We start from the raw sequence: 17098 nt of genomic DNA on the forward strand, positions 1-17098 counted from the left end.
AGCGTATATAAAAAAACAAGGCCTAGTGGAACCATATTAGTGGCTACTGCATAGAATGATTACGGATTAAAAACTGGAGGTAAAACATGAATGCCGTAGCTCAAATACGAGGAGGGAATTTGGCTCCAAACCTTAATGGAGTTGTATATTTTAGAGATGTTCCAGGTGGTGTAGAAGTACAGGTAGAAGTAAGAGGATTGCCTAAATATAGACCAGGCACAGCTAAAACGCCACAAATTGGTCCTCATGGATTCCATATACATGAAGGTGGAAGCTGCAATATAGGAGACCCTAAAAATCCATTTGCTTCTGCTGGAGAACACTGGAACCCTACAAAACAACCTCATGGGAACCATGCTGGAGATTTTCCAGTACTTTTTTCTAATAATGGATATGCTAGAATGACATTTTTTACAGACAAGTTTAGAGTTAGAGACATAATAGGTAAAACAGTAATAATACATGAGAGTCCTGATGATTATCGTACACAGCCAGCGGGTGCATCTGGTAAACGTATTGCATGTGGAGCAATTAGATCCTATCCAAATGTTGCCCAACCAATGCCTCGTATATATTTCTAACAAAAACAGAAGAAAGCTGGAATGAGATTTCCGGCTTTCTTTATAATATTTTTTAGTACCCCCTTAAATTTAGCATAATATTCGTATATCCAATTTGCTTATTAGAAAGGGAAGGATGTTATGCTAAAAATGGAAGAAGTATTATCAAAGATAGAAGAGTTGAGAGATTTAATGTATCAATTAATTGATGGAAAAGAACTGTTAACGAACGCAGAGTTAGTTTCACTTAGCCAAGAGCTAGACAAGCATCTGAATAAGTACAACAGACTTTTAAATATTAAAAGAGAAAGTGAGGATAATGAAAATAGTAGAAGTAATAAGTAAGTATAGAAAGTGTAAGTCTAATTAAGTCGACGCAATAAGTAATATTTAAAATCAAGGCGTAATATCAGCTCTTGACAGTTTTAAAAATATGAATTAAAATTAGCTGTGAAAATAAAGTAAAAAATACACTTTAATTTGGTCCTGTGAGGCCAGGAAGAGGTATAATTATGATGATGTTTTTTTGTTGTGTGAAAAAAAAGGTGAATACTATAACTATAGCGGGTAATGGGAAGATTAATTTTTAAAATTTAGTCTTCTTATTACCCTTTTCCTTTGAATAAAGAAAGGCCTTCAACAAAAAGTGTATTTTTACTGTAGCAAATTTAGGAGGTCTATTTATGAAAGCAAAACTTATATTAGAAAACGGAACAACATTTCAAGGAAATGCATTTGGCTACCTAAAGGACAGTGTTGGAGAGGTTGTATTCAATACTGGAATGACAGGGTATCAAGAGATTCTTACAGACCCATCCTACTATGGTCAAATTGTCACAATGACTTATCCACTTATAGGAAACTATGGTATAAACTTAGAAGATATGGAATCAAAGTCTCCTAAGGTTAAAGGATTCATTGTCAGAGAAAAATGCAGTGCGTCAAGTAACTTTAGATCTGAATTAGAATTAGAAGATTACCTAAAACAAAATAAGGTTATAGGATTAGAAGGAATAGATACAAGAGCTTTAACTAAAATACTGAGAAACAATGGAACTATGAAAGGAATAATAACATTAGAAGATGTTTCTCATGAAGAAGTTAAGAACAAAATAGAAGCCTTCTCTAATAGAGAAGCGGTGCAAAATGTAACTGTTAAAGAAAAGTATGTAGTAGAGGGAAGTGGAAAACACGTTGCTATTATGGACTTTGGCATAAAGCAGAATATAGTTAGATCCTTCCTAAATAGAAAATGTAAAGTAACAGTTTTTCCAGCAGATACAAAGGCTGAAGATGTTCTAAATGTAAATCCAGATTTAATATTTTTATCTAATGGTCCAGGAGACCCAGAGGATTTAACGGATGTCATAGAAAATATAAAGAAGCTAATAGGTAAAAAACCCATCGTTGGAATATGCTTAGGACATCAGCTTTTAGCTTTAAGCCTTGGAGGGAAAACAGCAAAGCTTAAGTTTGGACACAGAGGATGTAACCACCCTGTTAAAGATTTGGAAGCAAACAGAGTTCATATAACTTCTCAAAATCATGGATACTACGTGAATATTCTGCCAGATAATATGAAGGTAACTCATGTAAGTGTGAATGATGAAACTATAGAGGGAATGAAGCACAATAGTTTACCTATTTTCTCAGTGCAGTTCCATCCAGAAGCATGTCCAGGTCCAAAGGACAGCGACTATATATTTGATAGATTTATGGAGTACGCAGAGTAAAAAATGCGAAGCGTTTTTTAGAGGACATTTGACAGAGGACAGAGGACAGTGAAGGTGAGTTTTCTTCCTTACGTCAGAAAACTAATTTTAGGAGGTAGCCAATATGCCATTAAATAGAGATATAAAGAAAGTTTTAGTTATAGGATCAGGTCCAATAGTTATAGGTCAAGCAGCGGAGTTTGATTACTCCGGAACGCAAGCTTGCCAAGCTTTAAAGGAAGAGGCAGTAGAGGTTGTACTTATAAATAGCAATCCAGCTACAATAATGACAGATAAAGAAGTAGCAGATAAGATTTACCTAGAACCTTTAACAGTAGAATTTGTAGAAAAAGTTATAGCAAAGGAAAGACCAGACAGCCTTCTTGCAGGAATGGGAGGACAGACAGGCTTAAACTTAGCTGTAGAACTTTATGATAAGGGAATATTAGAAAAGTACAATGTAAGAGTTATAGGCACATCTATTGAATCCATAAAAGAAGGAGAAGATAGAGAACTTTTCAGAAATATGATGAACAGAATAAACCAACCTGTTATACAAAGTGAAATAATCACTGATATGGAAAGTGGAAAAGCCTTTGCAAATAAAATAGGCTATCCAGTTATAGTTAGACCAGCTTATACCTTAGGGGGAACTGGTGGTGGAATAGCTAACGACGAAGAAGAATTAGAGCAGACTTTAGCACTAGGACTTCAACTGAGTACTATAGGTCAAGTACTTCTTGAAAAGAGTGTTAAGGGATGGAAGGAAATTGAGTATGAAGTAATGAGAGACAGCTTTGGAAACTGCATTACTGTATGTAACATGGAGAACATAGATCCAGTAGGTATTCATACAGGAGACAGTATAGTTGTAGCACCAAGTCAAACCTTATCAGATAAGGAATATCAGATGCTTAGAAGTGCATCAATAGATATAATAAACGCTGTAGGAATAGAAGGAGGATGTAACGTACAGTTTGCATTAAATCCACATTCCTTCGAGTATGCAGTAATAGAAATAAATCCAAGAGTGAGCCGTTCCTCTGCACTGGCGTCAAAGGCTACAGGATATCCAATAGCTAAATTGGCAGCAAAAATTGCACTAGGTTATGGATTAGATGAAATTAAAAATGCAGTTACGCAAAAGACATATGCATGTTTTGAACCATCACTAGATTATGTAATAGTTAAAATTCCAAAATGGCCTTTTGATAAATTCCAGGGAGCAGACAGAGCTTTAGGAACTAAAATGATGGCAACAGGAGAAATAATGTCCATAGGAAGCAACTTTGAGGCGGCTTTCTTAAAGGGAATAAGATCCTTAGAAATAGGAAAATACTCACTAGAGCATAAAAAATTCAGAGAATTAAGTATGGCAGAATTAAAAGAAAGAGTAATCACTCCAGATGATGAAAGAATATTTGCCCTAGCTGAAATGCTTAGACGTGATTATAGAATAGATAAGGTTGCAGAAATAACAGGAATAGATAAATTCTTCATTGAAAAGTTTAAGTGGATTGTGGAAGAAGAGCAGAGGTTAAGACTTAGCAAAATAGGCGATTTAGACAAGGAATGGCTATATAAATTAAAGAGAAAAGGCTTCTCCGATAAAGGAATAGCAGATATGCTAAGAGTTTGTCCGGAAGATGTATATAGACTTAGAATTATATGGGGGATAACTCCAGTATACAAAATGGTTGATACTTGTGGAGGAGAGTTTGAAGCCATTTCACCATATTACTACTCAACTTATGAAACTTACGATGAGGTAGAGGTTTCAGATAAGAAAAAAGTTATAGTTATAGGATCAGGCCCAATTAGAATAGGTCAAGGTATAGAGTTTGACTATGCTTCAGTACACTGTGTAATAGCTCTTAGAAAATTAGGAATAGAAACAATAATAGTAAATAATAACCCTGAAACAGTAAGTACCGACTTTAATATATCAGATAAATTATACTTTGAGCCTCTTACAGAAGAAGATGTATTAAACATAATAGAAAAAGAAAAACCTGATGGCGTAATTCTTCAATTTGGAGGACAAACAGCTATTAAACTTGCTGAGTTCTTAAAGGAAAAGAATATACCTACACTTGGAACTACTGCAGATCAGATAGATATGGCAGAAGACAGAGAAAAGTTTGATGCTCTGCTTGAAAAATTAGAAATATCAAGACCTAAAGGAAAAGGAATCTGGAGTGTAGAAGAAGGCTTAGAAGAAGCTAAAAAACTAGGATTCCCAGTACTTGTAAGACCTTCCTATGTAATTGGGGGCCAGGGTATGGAGATAACTTACGATGAAAAGGAGCTTATATACTATCTATCAAGTGCCTTCCAAAAGGATAAGAAGAATCCAATACTAATTGACAAGTATCTTATGGGCAAAGAAATAGAAGTAGATGCTATATCCGATGGAGAAGATATATTGATACCAGGAATAATGGAACATCTTGAAAGAGCAGGGGTACACTCAGGAGACAGTATAACTATGTATCCAAGTCAAAATGTATGCTCTAATATAAAAGAAAAAATACTAGAGTTTACTAAAAAGCTTGCTTTAGGAATAGGAATAAAAGGAATGATAAACATTCAGTTCATAGAGTTTAAAGGAGAGCTTTATGTTATAGAAGTTAACCCAAGAGCATCAAGAACTGTACCTTATATAAGCAAGGTAAGTAACGTGCCTATAGTAGATATAGCAACTAGAGTTATGCTTGGCGAAAAATTAAGAGACTTAGGCTATGGTGTAGATATATACAAAGAACCGGAATTAGTATCTGTAAAGGTACCTGTATTCTCTACTCAAAAACTTCCAAAGGTTGAAGTTTCACTAGGACCTGAAATGAAGTCTACAGGAGAGGTTTTAGGAGTTGGAAAGACAATAGAAGAAGCTTTATATAAAGGATTTGTAGCAGCTAACATGTTCACTAACAAAACAGGATCAACTATACTTGCTACAATAAATGATCACGATAAGCAAGAGTTCTTGCCAATAGCAAAAGAACTTCATAAGCTAGGATTCAAGTTTGCAGCAACTTCAAAAACAGCACAGCTTTTAAGAGATGCTGATGTAGAAGTAAGAGAAGTTAGAAAGCTTAGTGAAGAGCATCCTAATATAATAGATGCAATTAAAAATGGAGAAGTAGATTTAGTAGTTAATACTCCAACTAAAGGTAACGATTCAAAGAGAGATGGCTTCCATATAAGAAGAGCAGCCATTGAAAGAAATATAGGAGTTATAACAGCTTTAGATACCTTCAAAGCTATGGTAGATGTCAAAATTAAAGGAATAAAAGATGAAGAGCTGGATGTATTTGATCTAGCTAACTAGAAAAAGTAGTGACGGTATAGCCGTCACCCAGGCTGTTGATAAACATATATTATCAACAGCCTCCCTTTTTGCCCGGTAGGGCTTATTTTTTTAACTCAAAAAGGAAAATTTACAAAGCTAAGATTCCAATATGTAAGGGAGTTAGATATATATATATGTATGTATGTATGTATGTATGTATGTATGTATGTATGTATGTATGTATGTCCTAATTTAACTGCGCTAAAATATAAAACAACAATACCATCAAAGTTCATTTTTTAAGATAATTGTGCATTTTTGTCGGATTGTAATAATTTACTTAGCAGATTATAATTAATTTTAATAAGACAAGGCATGTCTATTCTCCTCCTCTATGATTTATTATTTTGTGGGATACATTTATCATTATTATTTCATAGTGGAGGAAAATATAGAAGCTTAACGGCTAAAAAGTTAGGTGAATCAACTCTTGCGGAATTTGCAAGCAACTAAGTTTTATTATTTTAAAAAGGAGGAAACGTATATGAATGGGGGGGAAATAAAAAAACATTTCTTCGAAACTAAAGTTTAAAGAAAGTAAAAATCTGAGAATAGTTTTATAAACAAGGGGGATGAAATATGATTAATTTGAAAAAAATCGTAAAAACTGCTTCTCTTAGCGCTCTAATTCTATCACAAACTATGACTCCTATGTCTTCTGTTTTTCCTGATTCTTTTAGGTCTTTTCTAGGGCCACAAGTTGTACATGCTGCATCTGCTGATCCAAGTGGGATAACACCAAAGAGTGCACTCATATATGGTGAAACAGATACTGAACAGTTAAAGGCAAAAATCTTTAGTGATCCTGATTTTATAAGCACTTATGCATGGTTTGCTGATAAACTAGGATTTGGATGGTGTGGTGGTACTGATGGTAGATGGGACAGTTTCGATTTTTCTAAATCAGGTGATGATTATATATTACAAGCCCATTACGATCCAAACCAAACTGCCTCAAGAGGATATAGAGATAATGAGAGATTAAAGATGACAATCTCCAATGTAAAATTCTATCTTGATCCGAACTCAATCAAGTATGACCCTATGCAAGCCTCAGATCCTCAACCTTTTTTAGCAGCTATGGCTCATATAAATAATGGTGGTGATACCCCATTAACAGCTTCTCCTTCACTTTCATACCAAATACAAACACAGAAGTCACATGCATCTACTGCCGGCTTTTCAGAAAATATAGGATTAAAAGAATCCTTGGAACAAAGTGGAGGAATATTTGGCTTCGCTGGAGTAAAGCATTCTACTGAGCTTAGTTTTAATTTTACCGCACAACAAGGCTGGACGGATACAAAAACAGAGTCATTAACCGGCACTATAAATGCACCAACAACTGTTACTGTGCCGCCTCATAGTACAGTGAATGTTTCTATGCAATCTTTGAAACTTAATTATTCCGCAGGATATACCGCTAATGTATATGTTTCTTATACGATTACTTACCATGGATTCTTGCGCTACCAAAATGGTAGAGCCGACAATACACACGATAGACCAACGGTAGATGTGACCTTTGGTAACAAAGATAAAAACATCAGTGCAGTAGAGGATATTATGAATCAATATAATCATAGAAATATACCTGGATACTCAAATTGGAATTGGGATTGGGTAGCAAACTATCAGGGACAAGGTGCATTTTTAGATAATTTAGCCTATATTATGAGACAGCGTGGTGCTGTTAATGTTGGAAAATTTGAATTTAAAGATTGTAACGACATCACAGTAACAGCTGATGCAGCTAAGCCATATTCCGGAACCCAACAAGGTGTAGACTGGCAGTTATCTGGCAATACTCCTCAAACAGCTGCACAAACCACTCAACCTTCTGGAACTAGCTCCACTCCGGATGCAAGTATAAAGATAATAGATTATAAATGTCCTATAACAATCGCACCTACACCTACATTAGTTAAAATACCACATAGCCAAATGGGCGCAGCTGACTACAATGGTGCTGTCAATACTCCTATAGATGATAATCCGTCAACAATTTGGACTTCAAGGGGAGGATCACAAGGGATTGCATTATCTCTAGGTGGAACTTACAATATTAGTCAGATTAAATACCTTCCAAGACAGGATAGCAGCTCAGATGGTACAATTACAAACTACAAAATATATGTGAGTACTGATAACATAAATTTTACAGAAGTGGCAACGGGTACATGGGCGAATGATAAAACAGAAAAAACAGCTCAATTTAATCCTGTCAATGCAGCTTATGTATGGATTGGATCATCAACAGAAATGCCTGTTGTATCTGCAGCAGAAGTAAATGTTTATCATAATTAATTTTAGTTTCTAAAGTGTATAATATTCCTGATTAAAGTTTTAGAAACGAGGGTTGTGTAGTAATACAATATAAATTTACTACACAACCCCATATTTATAATACTGTCCGTACAACAATTAGAAATGCAATCATGCATATAGTTGGTGCAGGACAGTCATATGCCATGTATCAGTGGAACCCTAATGCAAAACCTGTAATTAATTGAGCAGAATATTTAAAAAAAGTATTAAGAGACTAGAAGCTGATTTCTATATTGTTAGGAGTAAGCTTTTTTATTTTGAAGTTCATGAGGTTGTCATTTTACGACTTTATGGTTGAAAAGCATAGTAATCATATAGTATTATATTAATTAAAAGTCCGAGAGCACTTCGTTAAACCTAAAGGAGGATAATAAAATGAAAATAATCATTATCATTCTTTTATCAATAGGTATTATTATATCAACAATTGCTTGTTCAAGCCAAAAGTCAAAAAATAAGCCTAAAGCGCAAAAATCGGCATCAAAAAAGTTAGTAATTTATACTGCATCTGCTACAGAGCTTTTAAATCCAATCATTTCAGAGTTTGAAGCAAAAACAGGTATTTCCACTGAAGTAGTAACAGCTACTACAGGAGAACTTCTTAAAAGAATAGAATCTGAGCAAGCTAATCCCCTAGGAGATGTTGAATGGGGAGGAGTAGTTTCTGTTATATCACCTAAACAAAATCTATTTGAAAATTACAAATCTTCTAATGAGAGTTCAATAATTGACAGTTGTAAGAATATTGAAGGTATGATTACTAGATTTTCCATTTTACCTAGTGTTTTTTTAGTAAATAAAAAACTTATTGGAGACATTAAAATAGATGGATATGAGGATCTTCTTAATCCTAAATTAAAAGGTAAAATTGCAATTGCTGATCCAGCAAAATCATCAGCTTCCTTTCAACATGTTGTAAATATTCTTTATGCAATGGGAAATGGAAATCCTGACAATGGTTGGGATTTCGTAGATAAATTATGCAAGAATCTTGATGGAAAACTGCTTGACAGTTCTGCAGCGGTGACTAAGGGAGTTGCTGATGGTGAATATGTAGTAGGTCTTATACATGAAGAGTATGCATCACAGTATGTCAAACAAGGTGCCAATGTTGAGATAGTTTACATGAAAGAGGGAACTAGCGTAGCGCCAGATACTGTTCAAATCATCAAAGGTGCAAAGAATATGGATAATGCTAAAAAGTTTGTTGATTTTCTCACAAGTAAAGAAGCACAGACACTTATAGCTGCTAAACTTAAAAAGCGTTCAGTAAGAAACGACGTTGCTGCAGACTCAATTTTAAAACCAATAGATCAGGTTAAAACCCTACAACTTGATCAAAAGACTATATTGTCAAACAATCAGGCTTGGCTTGACAAATTCAAGGATGTTTATACTAGTAAATAATGTGAGATATTTAGTTGAATTAGGTAGGAGTGAAAAAAAGAGTCTAACTGCAGAAATGTAAATATATCCCTCTACATAAGTTAACTGATCAGAAAGTACTACTATAGTTTTTAATAGGCCAAAAGTACATAGAACAGTAGTATTCCTTATATAAAGTAAATTTAATAAAATATTTATAATATAGATATTGTAAGGGGATAGGGAGACATGGGGAATAAAAATATCAAACATTTTAAAAATGATATTAGAAGAACTTTTACAATATATGCTCTCATACCTGTGGCAATTATTACATTTTTCAGCTATCTAATTACATTTTCCATTCTGTATAGAACTGTGGTTAATCGAAATAACAATATCAATACAGAAGTATCAAAAAGAATTGAGTCCGTCATATCCTCATATATGAATCAGGCGGAAAAGATATCAATCCAGGCTAATGTTATAGATTGCCTAAATTATCGACACATAAGCCGCAATATATACGAAGAACTGTACAAATTTGTAAATAGCATGGAAATAAAAGGTGCATTTTTTGTGTTTGATAAAAATATGAAACCAGTTATAACCAGTACTACTATTTTACCTGAATATGCTCAAGAGAAAAATACCTTTACAGGAGGTATCACTAGAAGAATGTTGGACATGCCTAATCAGGTCGTATTGGCTCGAGAAGCACGGGTGAATTCATCAAAACAGACATTGTCTATTGGGAAATCCATTGTAAGAAATGGAGAAATAATAGGATTTGTAACTTTTGATTTGGATGAGAAGGAATTGCTTAAAATTATTAGTCAAAACTTCTCCATTAATATGGTTGTTACCGACAAATATGGAAATGTAATATCCAGTACAAATACATTGTTAATCAATCAATTTAATAAAATTGATATAAATTTTAGAGATAAATCTGGATTTGTAAAATCAACTAATGATAACCATTATGTATCCATAACAAGAATATTGGATGAAAATATATGTATTTATACAATTACAACCATGGGATATTTTTGCCCAATATTAATCTTTTCAGGTATTCTAATAATTTTACTCTTTGGCATATTAACCTTAACTACATTTTTTGTTGCAAAAAAGATTGCCAATAGTAAAACCAAGGTAATTGATGAAATTATTGAATCTATTGAAAATGTTCAAAATGGTAATTTGGATATTGTGCTAAATATAAATACTGGAGATGAATTTCAAGTTATTGTAGAATCATACAATCAAATGTTAATTGATATTAAAAATTTGATCGAGGTTAACAAAGAACAGGCTAGACAAAGCATTTTATCCGAGATAAAGCAGTTGGAATCACAATTTAATCCTCACTTTCTATTTAACACATTGGAGATTATCAAATATATGGTGAAAACAGACCCTGATTCTGTAAATAAAATAATCGTGGGATTATCTTCGCTGTTAAGATATAGTATCAATAATTATATCACCAAGGTAACTTTGGCTGAGGATATTGAATATACTAAAAATTATCTTTTAATACAAAAATACCGTTTTGGTAATAATTTGGATTATTCAATAAATGTTGAGCAAGGCATGTGTGATTGTATTGTTCCAAAGCTTATTGTACAGCCTATTATAGAAAATGCAATCAAGTACGGCTTTGAAAATAGGAAGTCTTTATCCGTTGAGGTTAAAGCAAGTTATATAGATAGCAACCTGGTGGTAAAAATATGCGATAATGGCATGGGTATGGAAAGTGAGATTCTTGAAGAAGTAAAAAAAATATTAGAGCAAAGCAAAAATAGCTCCGCACATATCGGCTTATTTAACGTTCATAGAAGAATCCAGCTTATGTATGGGGAAAGGTATGGTATTGAAATTTCAAGCAGAAAAAATGAAGGAACTACTGTAAAAATAATATTACCCATTAGTAGGAGTGATAATAAATATGTTGAAGGTGTTAATTGTTGAAGATGAGTATATTATAAGAAAAGGTCTTATTCATACAATCGATTGGTTATCCATGGGTTGTACTATTATAGGCGAAGCTTGTGATGGATTGGAAGGACTAAAACTAATTGAGGAGTATCATCCTGATTTGGTGATTAGTGATATTAAGATGCCTGTAATGAATGGGATTGAAATGCTTGAAAAAGCCTTAAAAAACAATAGGTTTCACAGTATTCTACTTACAAGTTATTCTGAATTTGAGTATGCAAAGCAGGCGATTTCACTTAAGGTTTTTGAATATTTGTTAAAGCCTGTAGATGAAGAAAAACTTGTAAGCATTATTGAAAATGTCAAGAATAAGGTAAAGCAAGAAAACATCTATGGTGATTTTATCAAAAAAACCATAAAAGGAAATGAAATAAATCTAGTGGATTTAGATATCTATATATTTTCAAATAGTAAGCTTAATTATTATGTAAGTGAAGCCTTAAAGCAAATCAAGCTAAATTATCATCAGAAAATCAGTATAGAATCAATTGCCAATGACCTAGGTGTAAGTCCAAGCTACTTAAGCAGAAAATTTAGAGATGCAACATCCGAAACTTTTTTAGATATCCTCAATAAATATAGGATTCAAAAATCTGTAGAGCTGCTCAACACGGGGCAATTCCGTGTAAAGGAAATTTCAGATATGATTGGTTTTAGTGATTACAAGCATTTTAGCAGCGTATTTAAAAAATATATACATATTTCACCTACAGAATTCACAAAAGCAAGTACCTGTATTATCCATAAGAAAGCATACTAAAAGTCACTTTAAATGAATGTCCAAGCGTTTAGAGAGCCAGTTTGATGCATGAAAAGTCACTCTAACTGGATTTTTGATACCCCTCAAAATATTTAACATAAAAAAGTTTTCAACATAGTACAAAATATCAAGAGTGGTTTTAGAAGTTGTATATAATTAAAAGAGATAGTTACTTAGAGTAAAATCACAAAGGACTGTCTCTTTCTTATTGAACAGTTGTTTTTTATTAAACTCAACAATCTCAATTAAAGAATTATAAATTTTGAATTACCTTAGGTAAATGTAAGTTCTCCCAACCTTGTTTTTATAAAAAACTCTATAGAATATTTGCAAGTTTATTACTTTATTTTCCCAATTGATATGTTAACTCGATAGTTACCATACTTTAAAATCTCATCTAATAAATTCATAAGATCCTCTTCATTAGATACATTTACTTTTAGTAAATAACATCCATCACCACTAATTCGATTTGCTTCTAATATTTCTGATTTTTCTTTAATAAAAGTTTGAAAAGATAGATGATTAGTAGTTTTCATAAATATAGTGATAAAAGCAATTAGAGTCTTGCCTAATTTACTTTGATCTAGTTTAACGGTATACTCTTGGATAACTCCAAGTTCCTCCATTTTGCGAATACGGTTTGCAACGGATTGTCCCGTTAGATGGACTAATTCCCCAATTTCTCGCCATTGTATTCTAGAGTTTTTCTTTAATAAAGAAAGTATTTGAAAATCAGTTTGATCAAGCATAATTTCTAAATTCCTTTCATCAATCAATTCATAGAGTATTTTTGTTTTCTCCAATCAATATCATTATTACGTATAATAAGTATATCATATACCTTGGAGGTGCAAATAATGAAAATTCAATTAGTAAGACATGCAACTTTACTTTTAAAGATTAATAACAAAACAATTTTAGTTGACCCGATATTAAGTTCAGCAGGAACTATGGATGCTATACCGAATGTTTATAATACCAATAAAAATCCACTTGTAGATTTATCTGTAAGTGTTGATATACTTACTAATGCCGATGCAGTTCTAGTAACACATACCCATAGAGATCATTTTGATGAAGCAGCAGCTCAATTAATCTCCAAACACATACCAGTATTTTGTCAGCCAATTGATAAAGAAAAAATAGAAGCCAAGGGCTTTGTTAAAGTTAACTCTATAGAAGAGTCTTATACATGGGAAGGCATCACCTTTAATCGTACTACAGGGCAGCATGGCACAGGAAAGATTGGGAAAGAAATGGGGTTAGTTTCAGGCTTTGTTATTACTGCTCATAATGAACCTTCTTTATATATTGCAGGAGACACTATCTGGTGTCCGGAAGTAGAAGAAGCATTAGAAAGCTATAAACCGCAAATTACTATTGTTTTTGCTGGGGCAGCTAGGTTTAGTGAGGGAGATCCAATTACAATGACAGCACAAGACGTTTATCATGTTTGTAGGAAAGTAGCTAATTCAAAGGTTATTGTTGTTCATATGGAGACATGGAATCATTGTACCCTTACAAGATTGGAACTAAAAGATTTCTTACAAAAACATTCATTAGTCGAACAGGTATATGTGCCTTATGATGGAGAAAGTATAAACTGTGATATTTTTTAATGAAGAATCTCAAATAGTATGAGATTAAAAGGGAAAAATTGACTTACATGCAGAGACATGTTTACAAGTTTCAGTCTGTTATATTTTCCTAAACATGTTTTGATAAAAATCCCTGTTAGGCATTAAAAATCAATGCACTAAGGGATTTTTTTATTAGTGTCTTAAAGATAATAATATGGCTGGTAAAGTTTTCATGTAAGCATTTATTTTGAATAGATTAAGGGGTATAATGAAAATAAACAAGGGCTATTTTATAGCGGCTCAGACTTAATAGGCAAGGTAGTCTGATTAAAAAGGTAAAATGGGGTGTGTATATGGTATTTCTAATAGTAGGGATAACTTTTAGTACGACTGGATTTATCTTAAAGAAATTTCCGCCTGAAAGTATAAATGGAGCGTATGGATATAGAACTCCTATGTCGATGAAAAATAAGGATACCTGGGATGAAGCACAAAAATATGGTGGACATAGTATGATTATACTTGGAATAATTAGTTGTATTATTGCAGCTTATGCGTATCTTGTGCCAAATTCTATTATTAATAATATGAGTATTCAATTATTATTCTTACTTATAGGTTCTGTAGGGATGATAGTTATTGATGAAGTTCATTTGAGAAAATTATTCAATAAAGATGGGAGTAGAAAACTTATATAAATCATATATTCATTTATGTTAATTGGTGTGTTAATATTTAGTAAGAGACTAATATACATAATATTTAGTAAAAAAATAAATTGTAACTCTACTTCTTAATATCAAAGAACTAATAATAGGTTATATACAGTTAAATAAAATCAATCAGTGTATAAGCAAGTACACTAGATGTAAAAAGGGAGGTTTACCAATGTACAGTTTTAAAAATGACTACAGCGAAGGAGCACATTCAAGAATATTGAATGCTTTGGTTGAATCAAATATGGAGCAGACTCCAGGATACGGTGAAGATAGTCATACAGAAAAAGCCGTTGAACTTTTAAAGAAAAGAATCAAGCGTAATGATGTTGATGTTCACCTATTTGTTGGAGGTACACAAACAAATCTCACAGCAATTTCAGCTTTTCTAAGGCCACACGAAGCGGCTATTGCTGCAAATACAGGGCATATACTAGTTCATGAAACAGGAGCTATCGAGGCAACAGGTCATAAAGTTATATCTATAGAAGTAAGTGATGGTAAATTAAGACCTGAAGATATCAAGTCTGCTTTAGATGCACATACTGACGAGCATATGGTAAAGCCTAAGCTAGTGTACATTTCCAACTCTACTGAAATTGGTTCAATATATAAGAAAAGTGAACTAGAAGAACTAAGTAAATTCTGTAAGGAAAACAAACTGTTTTTATATGTAGATGGTGCAAGATTAGGTTCAGCACTATGTTCAGAAGAAAATGATATGGAGCTTTCTGATTTAGGCAGATTAGTAGACGCCTTCTATATCGGTGGAACCAAAAATGGTGCATTAATGGGTGAGGCTATGGTTATATGCAATGATTCACTTAAAGAGGATTTTCGCTTCCACATTAAACAAAAGGGAGCGCTGCTTGCAAAAGGAAGGCTTCTTGGTATACAGTTTTTAGAGCTTTTTAAGGATGACTTGTATTTTGATTTAGCAAGACATGCCAATAAGATGGCTGATTTACTGAAAAATGAAATCAGTAGAGCTGGATATAAGTTTTTAATACACTCACCTTCTAATCAGATATTTCCAATTTTGCCGGATAAGTTAATTGCAAAGCTTCAAGAGAATTATTCTTTCTATGTTTGGGAAAAAGTTGATCAAGATAACTCTGCTATCCGCCTTGTAACCTCTTGGGCTACAGAAGAGGAGAAGGTTTTGGCTTTTGTTGAAGATTTAAAAAGTGCTGTGATTTAGGAGTATTAAGTCTGAGTAGCTTATATTCATCCAATAGATAAATGCATTCTCCTTATGTTGTAATATAATTCAATATATTTAAAGATTTTTTGATGGGCTTATTCAGGTGTTTCGAAATTAGCATTCTGAATAAGCTCTCTTTTTGTTGTTCTATAAAATGATTTTATTATTCGTTTGGACGGTTTTCTATTTAGGTATTCATATGAGATACTTAGTTATTTTATGTGAGAACAAGATTTAACGAGTTTCATGTGTCTACTTTATTGGCGGAAGGTTATTTGTAGATAAATGTGGTTTTAATTGATTTTTTGCAAAATTAAACATTAATATGGTATAATATTTAAAGTATCCCACAGAACTATGATTATTTCATTAGGGGAGGATATATAATGAATAAAACTAATATACTATCTTCATTAAAAATTTTATATGTCGAGGATGAGCCGATTACTAGAGATTATGTTTTAAAGTATTTAAAACAACAGGTAGGAAAGATTATCTTGGCTATAGATGGAAATGATGGTATAAAAAAATTCTTTGAATTTAATCCAGATATAATTATAACAGATTTAGTTCTTCCAGATATGAGTGGCATTGAGATGATGGAACAAATAAGAGAAAATAAAGTTAAATGTCCCGTTATAATAACTTCAGCATTATCCGATTCGCAAACTATTTTAAAGAGTATAGATTTAAAAATAGATAAATATTTAGTAAAACCGATAGACTTGAATATTTTATTGAAAACATTATTAATTATTTCGATTCAATTATTAGAGGAAAATCAAGGTGTTCTTGTAATAAATGAAGAACTTATTATTTCAAAGGAAAACAAAGACAAGTTGGAATTAGAGATAAGAAATATATATTCTAAATATTTAAAAAGCATTACTGGAAAAGGAGCTAAAACAATACAGGTTTTTCTAAAAGGAAAAATAATAGAAATTGTTTCAAAAGAAAATTTAACAATAATTGAAGAAAATTTACTTAATGCAGGAAAGTATAGTAAAGGCGTTGAAATAATTAGACAAGTGATATATGAGGATACGAAATTACTTATTGAGAAGGAATTAGAAAAACTAATTAGTAGAAAAGTAGTAATGGATAAAGTAGAAATTTATCCATATGAAAAATGCGAAAGGGTTACCTTTAATATTAAATAGCAGCAAGATTTAAATTGTGTTAAATACCTAGAATATTTAATATATAATAAAGGACATTTTATGTACTAGCTTTTTAAAATAATTTGCAGCTTTTTGTATAAGAATTATAAAGTAATTTAAAAAAAGATTTAAAAATATATCCATATTTGAAAAATAATAAAATAAATTAAGATATTTGTAAAAAAAGATAATATTTTTGTGAAAAGATATTTACAAAATATTATCTTTTTAATATAATTAAAACATCAAAATTGAAGTTTCAGACTATAATCTGTATTGATAAGAAAAAATAGATATATTTTTATAAGCTATTTTTTTATATAGATTATAATCTAAATTTTAAAATTAATATTT

13 protein-coding genes are annotated in these 17098 nt (G+C 32.2%); 12 read left to right on the top strand and 1 reads right to left on the bottom strand.

Annotation, left to right across the window (positions count from 1 at the left end; translation table 11 throughout):
• The first annotated feature begins 86 nt into the window (after positions 1 to 86).
• The 8 genes from ACZ5N4_RS05250 to ACZ5N4_RS05285 all read left to right on the top strand — a co-directional run bounded on the left by ACZ5N4_RS05250 (position 87) and on the right by ACZ5N4_RS05285 (position 12081).
• On the top strand, positions 87 to 581 hold the full coding sequence (locus tag ACZ5N4_RS05250) for a superoxide dismutase family protein (protein WP_464207793.1): 495 nt from the start codon (positions 87 to 89) through the stop codon (positions 579 to 581).
• Positions 582 to 701: 120 nt separating this feature from the next.
• Entirely contained in the window at positions 702 to 905 is a 204-nt protein-coding gene (locus ACZ5N4_RS05255) for a Spo0E family sporulation regulatory protein-aspartic acid phosphatase (RefSeq protein WP_464207795.1), read from the top strand.
• A gap of 338 nt (positions 906 to 1243) precedes the next feature.
• The gene (locus ACZ5N4_RS05260; protein ID WP_464207797.1) at positions 1244 to 2293 is read left to right on the top strand and encodes a carbamoyl phosphate synthase small subunit; all 1050 of its coding nucleotides are present in this window, start codon (positions 1244 to 1246) and stop codon (positions 2291 to 2293) included.
• Between the two features lie 103 nt (positions 2294 to 2396).
• Positions 2397 to 5603, top strand: coding sequence for a carbamoyl-phosphate synthase large subunit (gene carB / locus ACZ5N4_RS05265; RefSeq protein ID WP_464207799.1), 3207 nt, complete (start codon positions 2397 to 2399; stop codon positions 5601 to 5603).
• Positions 5604 to 6203: 600 nt separating this feature from the next.
• Entirely contained in the window at positions 6204 to 7931 is a 1728-nt protein-coding gene (locus tag ACZ5N4_RS05270; protein WP_464207801.1) for an aerolysin family beta-barrel pore-forming toxin, read from the top strand.
• 396 nt (positions 7932 to 8327) lie between these two features.
• Entirely contained in the window at positions 8328 to 9359 is a 1032-nt protein-coding gene (locus ACZ5N4_RS05275; protein WP_464207803.1) for an ABC transporter substrate-binding protein, read from the top strand.
• A 207-nt stretch (positions 9360 to 9566) separates the two neighbouring features.
• Positions 9567 to 11294, top strand: coding sequence for a sensor histidine kinase (locus tag ACZ5N4_RS05280; protein WP_464207805.1), 1728 nt, complete (start codon positions 9567 to 9569; stop codon positions 11292 to 11294).
• Positions 11272 to 12081: a response regulator transcription factor gene (locus ACZ5N4_RS05285; RefSeq protein WP_464207807.1), complete on the top strand. Its 810-nt coding sequence runs from the start codon at positions 11272 to 11274 to the stop codon at positions 12079 to 12081. Before ACZ5N4_RS05280 ends, ACZ5N4_RS05285 begins: the two co-directional genes overlap by 23 nt.
• A 338-nt stretch (positions 12082 to 12419) precedes the next feature.
• Here the strand turns inward: ACZ5N4_RS05285 and ACZ5N4_RS05290 are convergent, their stop codons facing one another.
• Positions 12420 to 12887, bottom strand: coding sequence for an Lrp/AsnC family transcriptional regulator (locus ACZ5N4_RS05290; RefSeq protein ID WP_464207809.1), 468 nt, complete (start codon positions 12885 to 12887; stop codon positions 12420 to 12422).
• 54 nt (positions 12888 to 12941) lie between these two features.
• Here ACZ5N4_RS05290 and ACZ5N4_RS05295 point away from each other — a divergent pair, with 54 nt between their 5' ends.
• The 4 genes from ACZ5N4_RS05295 to ACZ5N4_RS05310 all read left to right on the top strand — a co-directional run bounded on the left by ACZ5N4_RS05295 (position 12942) and on the right by ACZ5N4_RS05310 (position 16744).
• On the top strand, positions 12942 to 13703 hold the full coding sequence (locus ACZ5N4_RS05295; protein ID WP_464207811.1) for an MBL fold metallo-hydrolase: 762 nt from the start codon (positions 12942 to 12944) through the stop codon (positions 13701 to 13703).
• A gap of 314 nt (positions 13704 to 14017) precedes the next feature.
• The gene (locus ACZ5N4_RS05300; RefSeq protein ID WP_464207813.1) at positions 14018 to 14362 is read left to right on the top strand and encodes an SdpI family protein; all 345 of its coding nucleotides are present in this window, start codon (positions 14018 to 14020) and stop codon (positions 14360 to 14362) included.
• 190 nt (positions 14363 to 14552) lie between these two features.
• A complete protein-coding gene (locus ACZ5N4_RS05305) occupies positions 14553 to 15581 on the top strand; it encodes a threonine aldolase family protein (protein WP_464207815.1) in 1029 nt (342 codons plus the stop codon).
• A 389-nt stretch (positions 15582 to 15970) separates the two neighbouring features.
• Entirely contained in the window at positions 15971 to 16744 is a 774-nt protein-coding gene (locus ACZ5N4_RS05310) for a Na-translocating system protein MpsC family protein (protein WP_464207817.1), read from the top strand.
• Positions 16745 to 17098 lie beyond the last annotated feature (354 nt).

The sequence above is a fragment of the Clostridium nitrophenolicum genome (assembly GCF_055391695.1).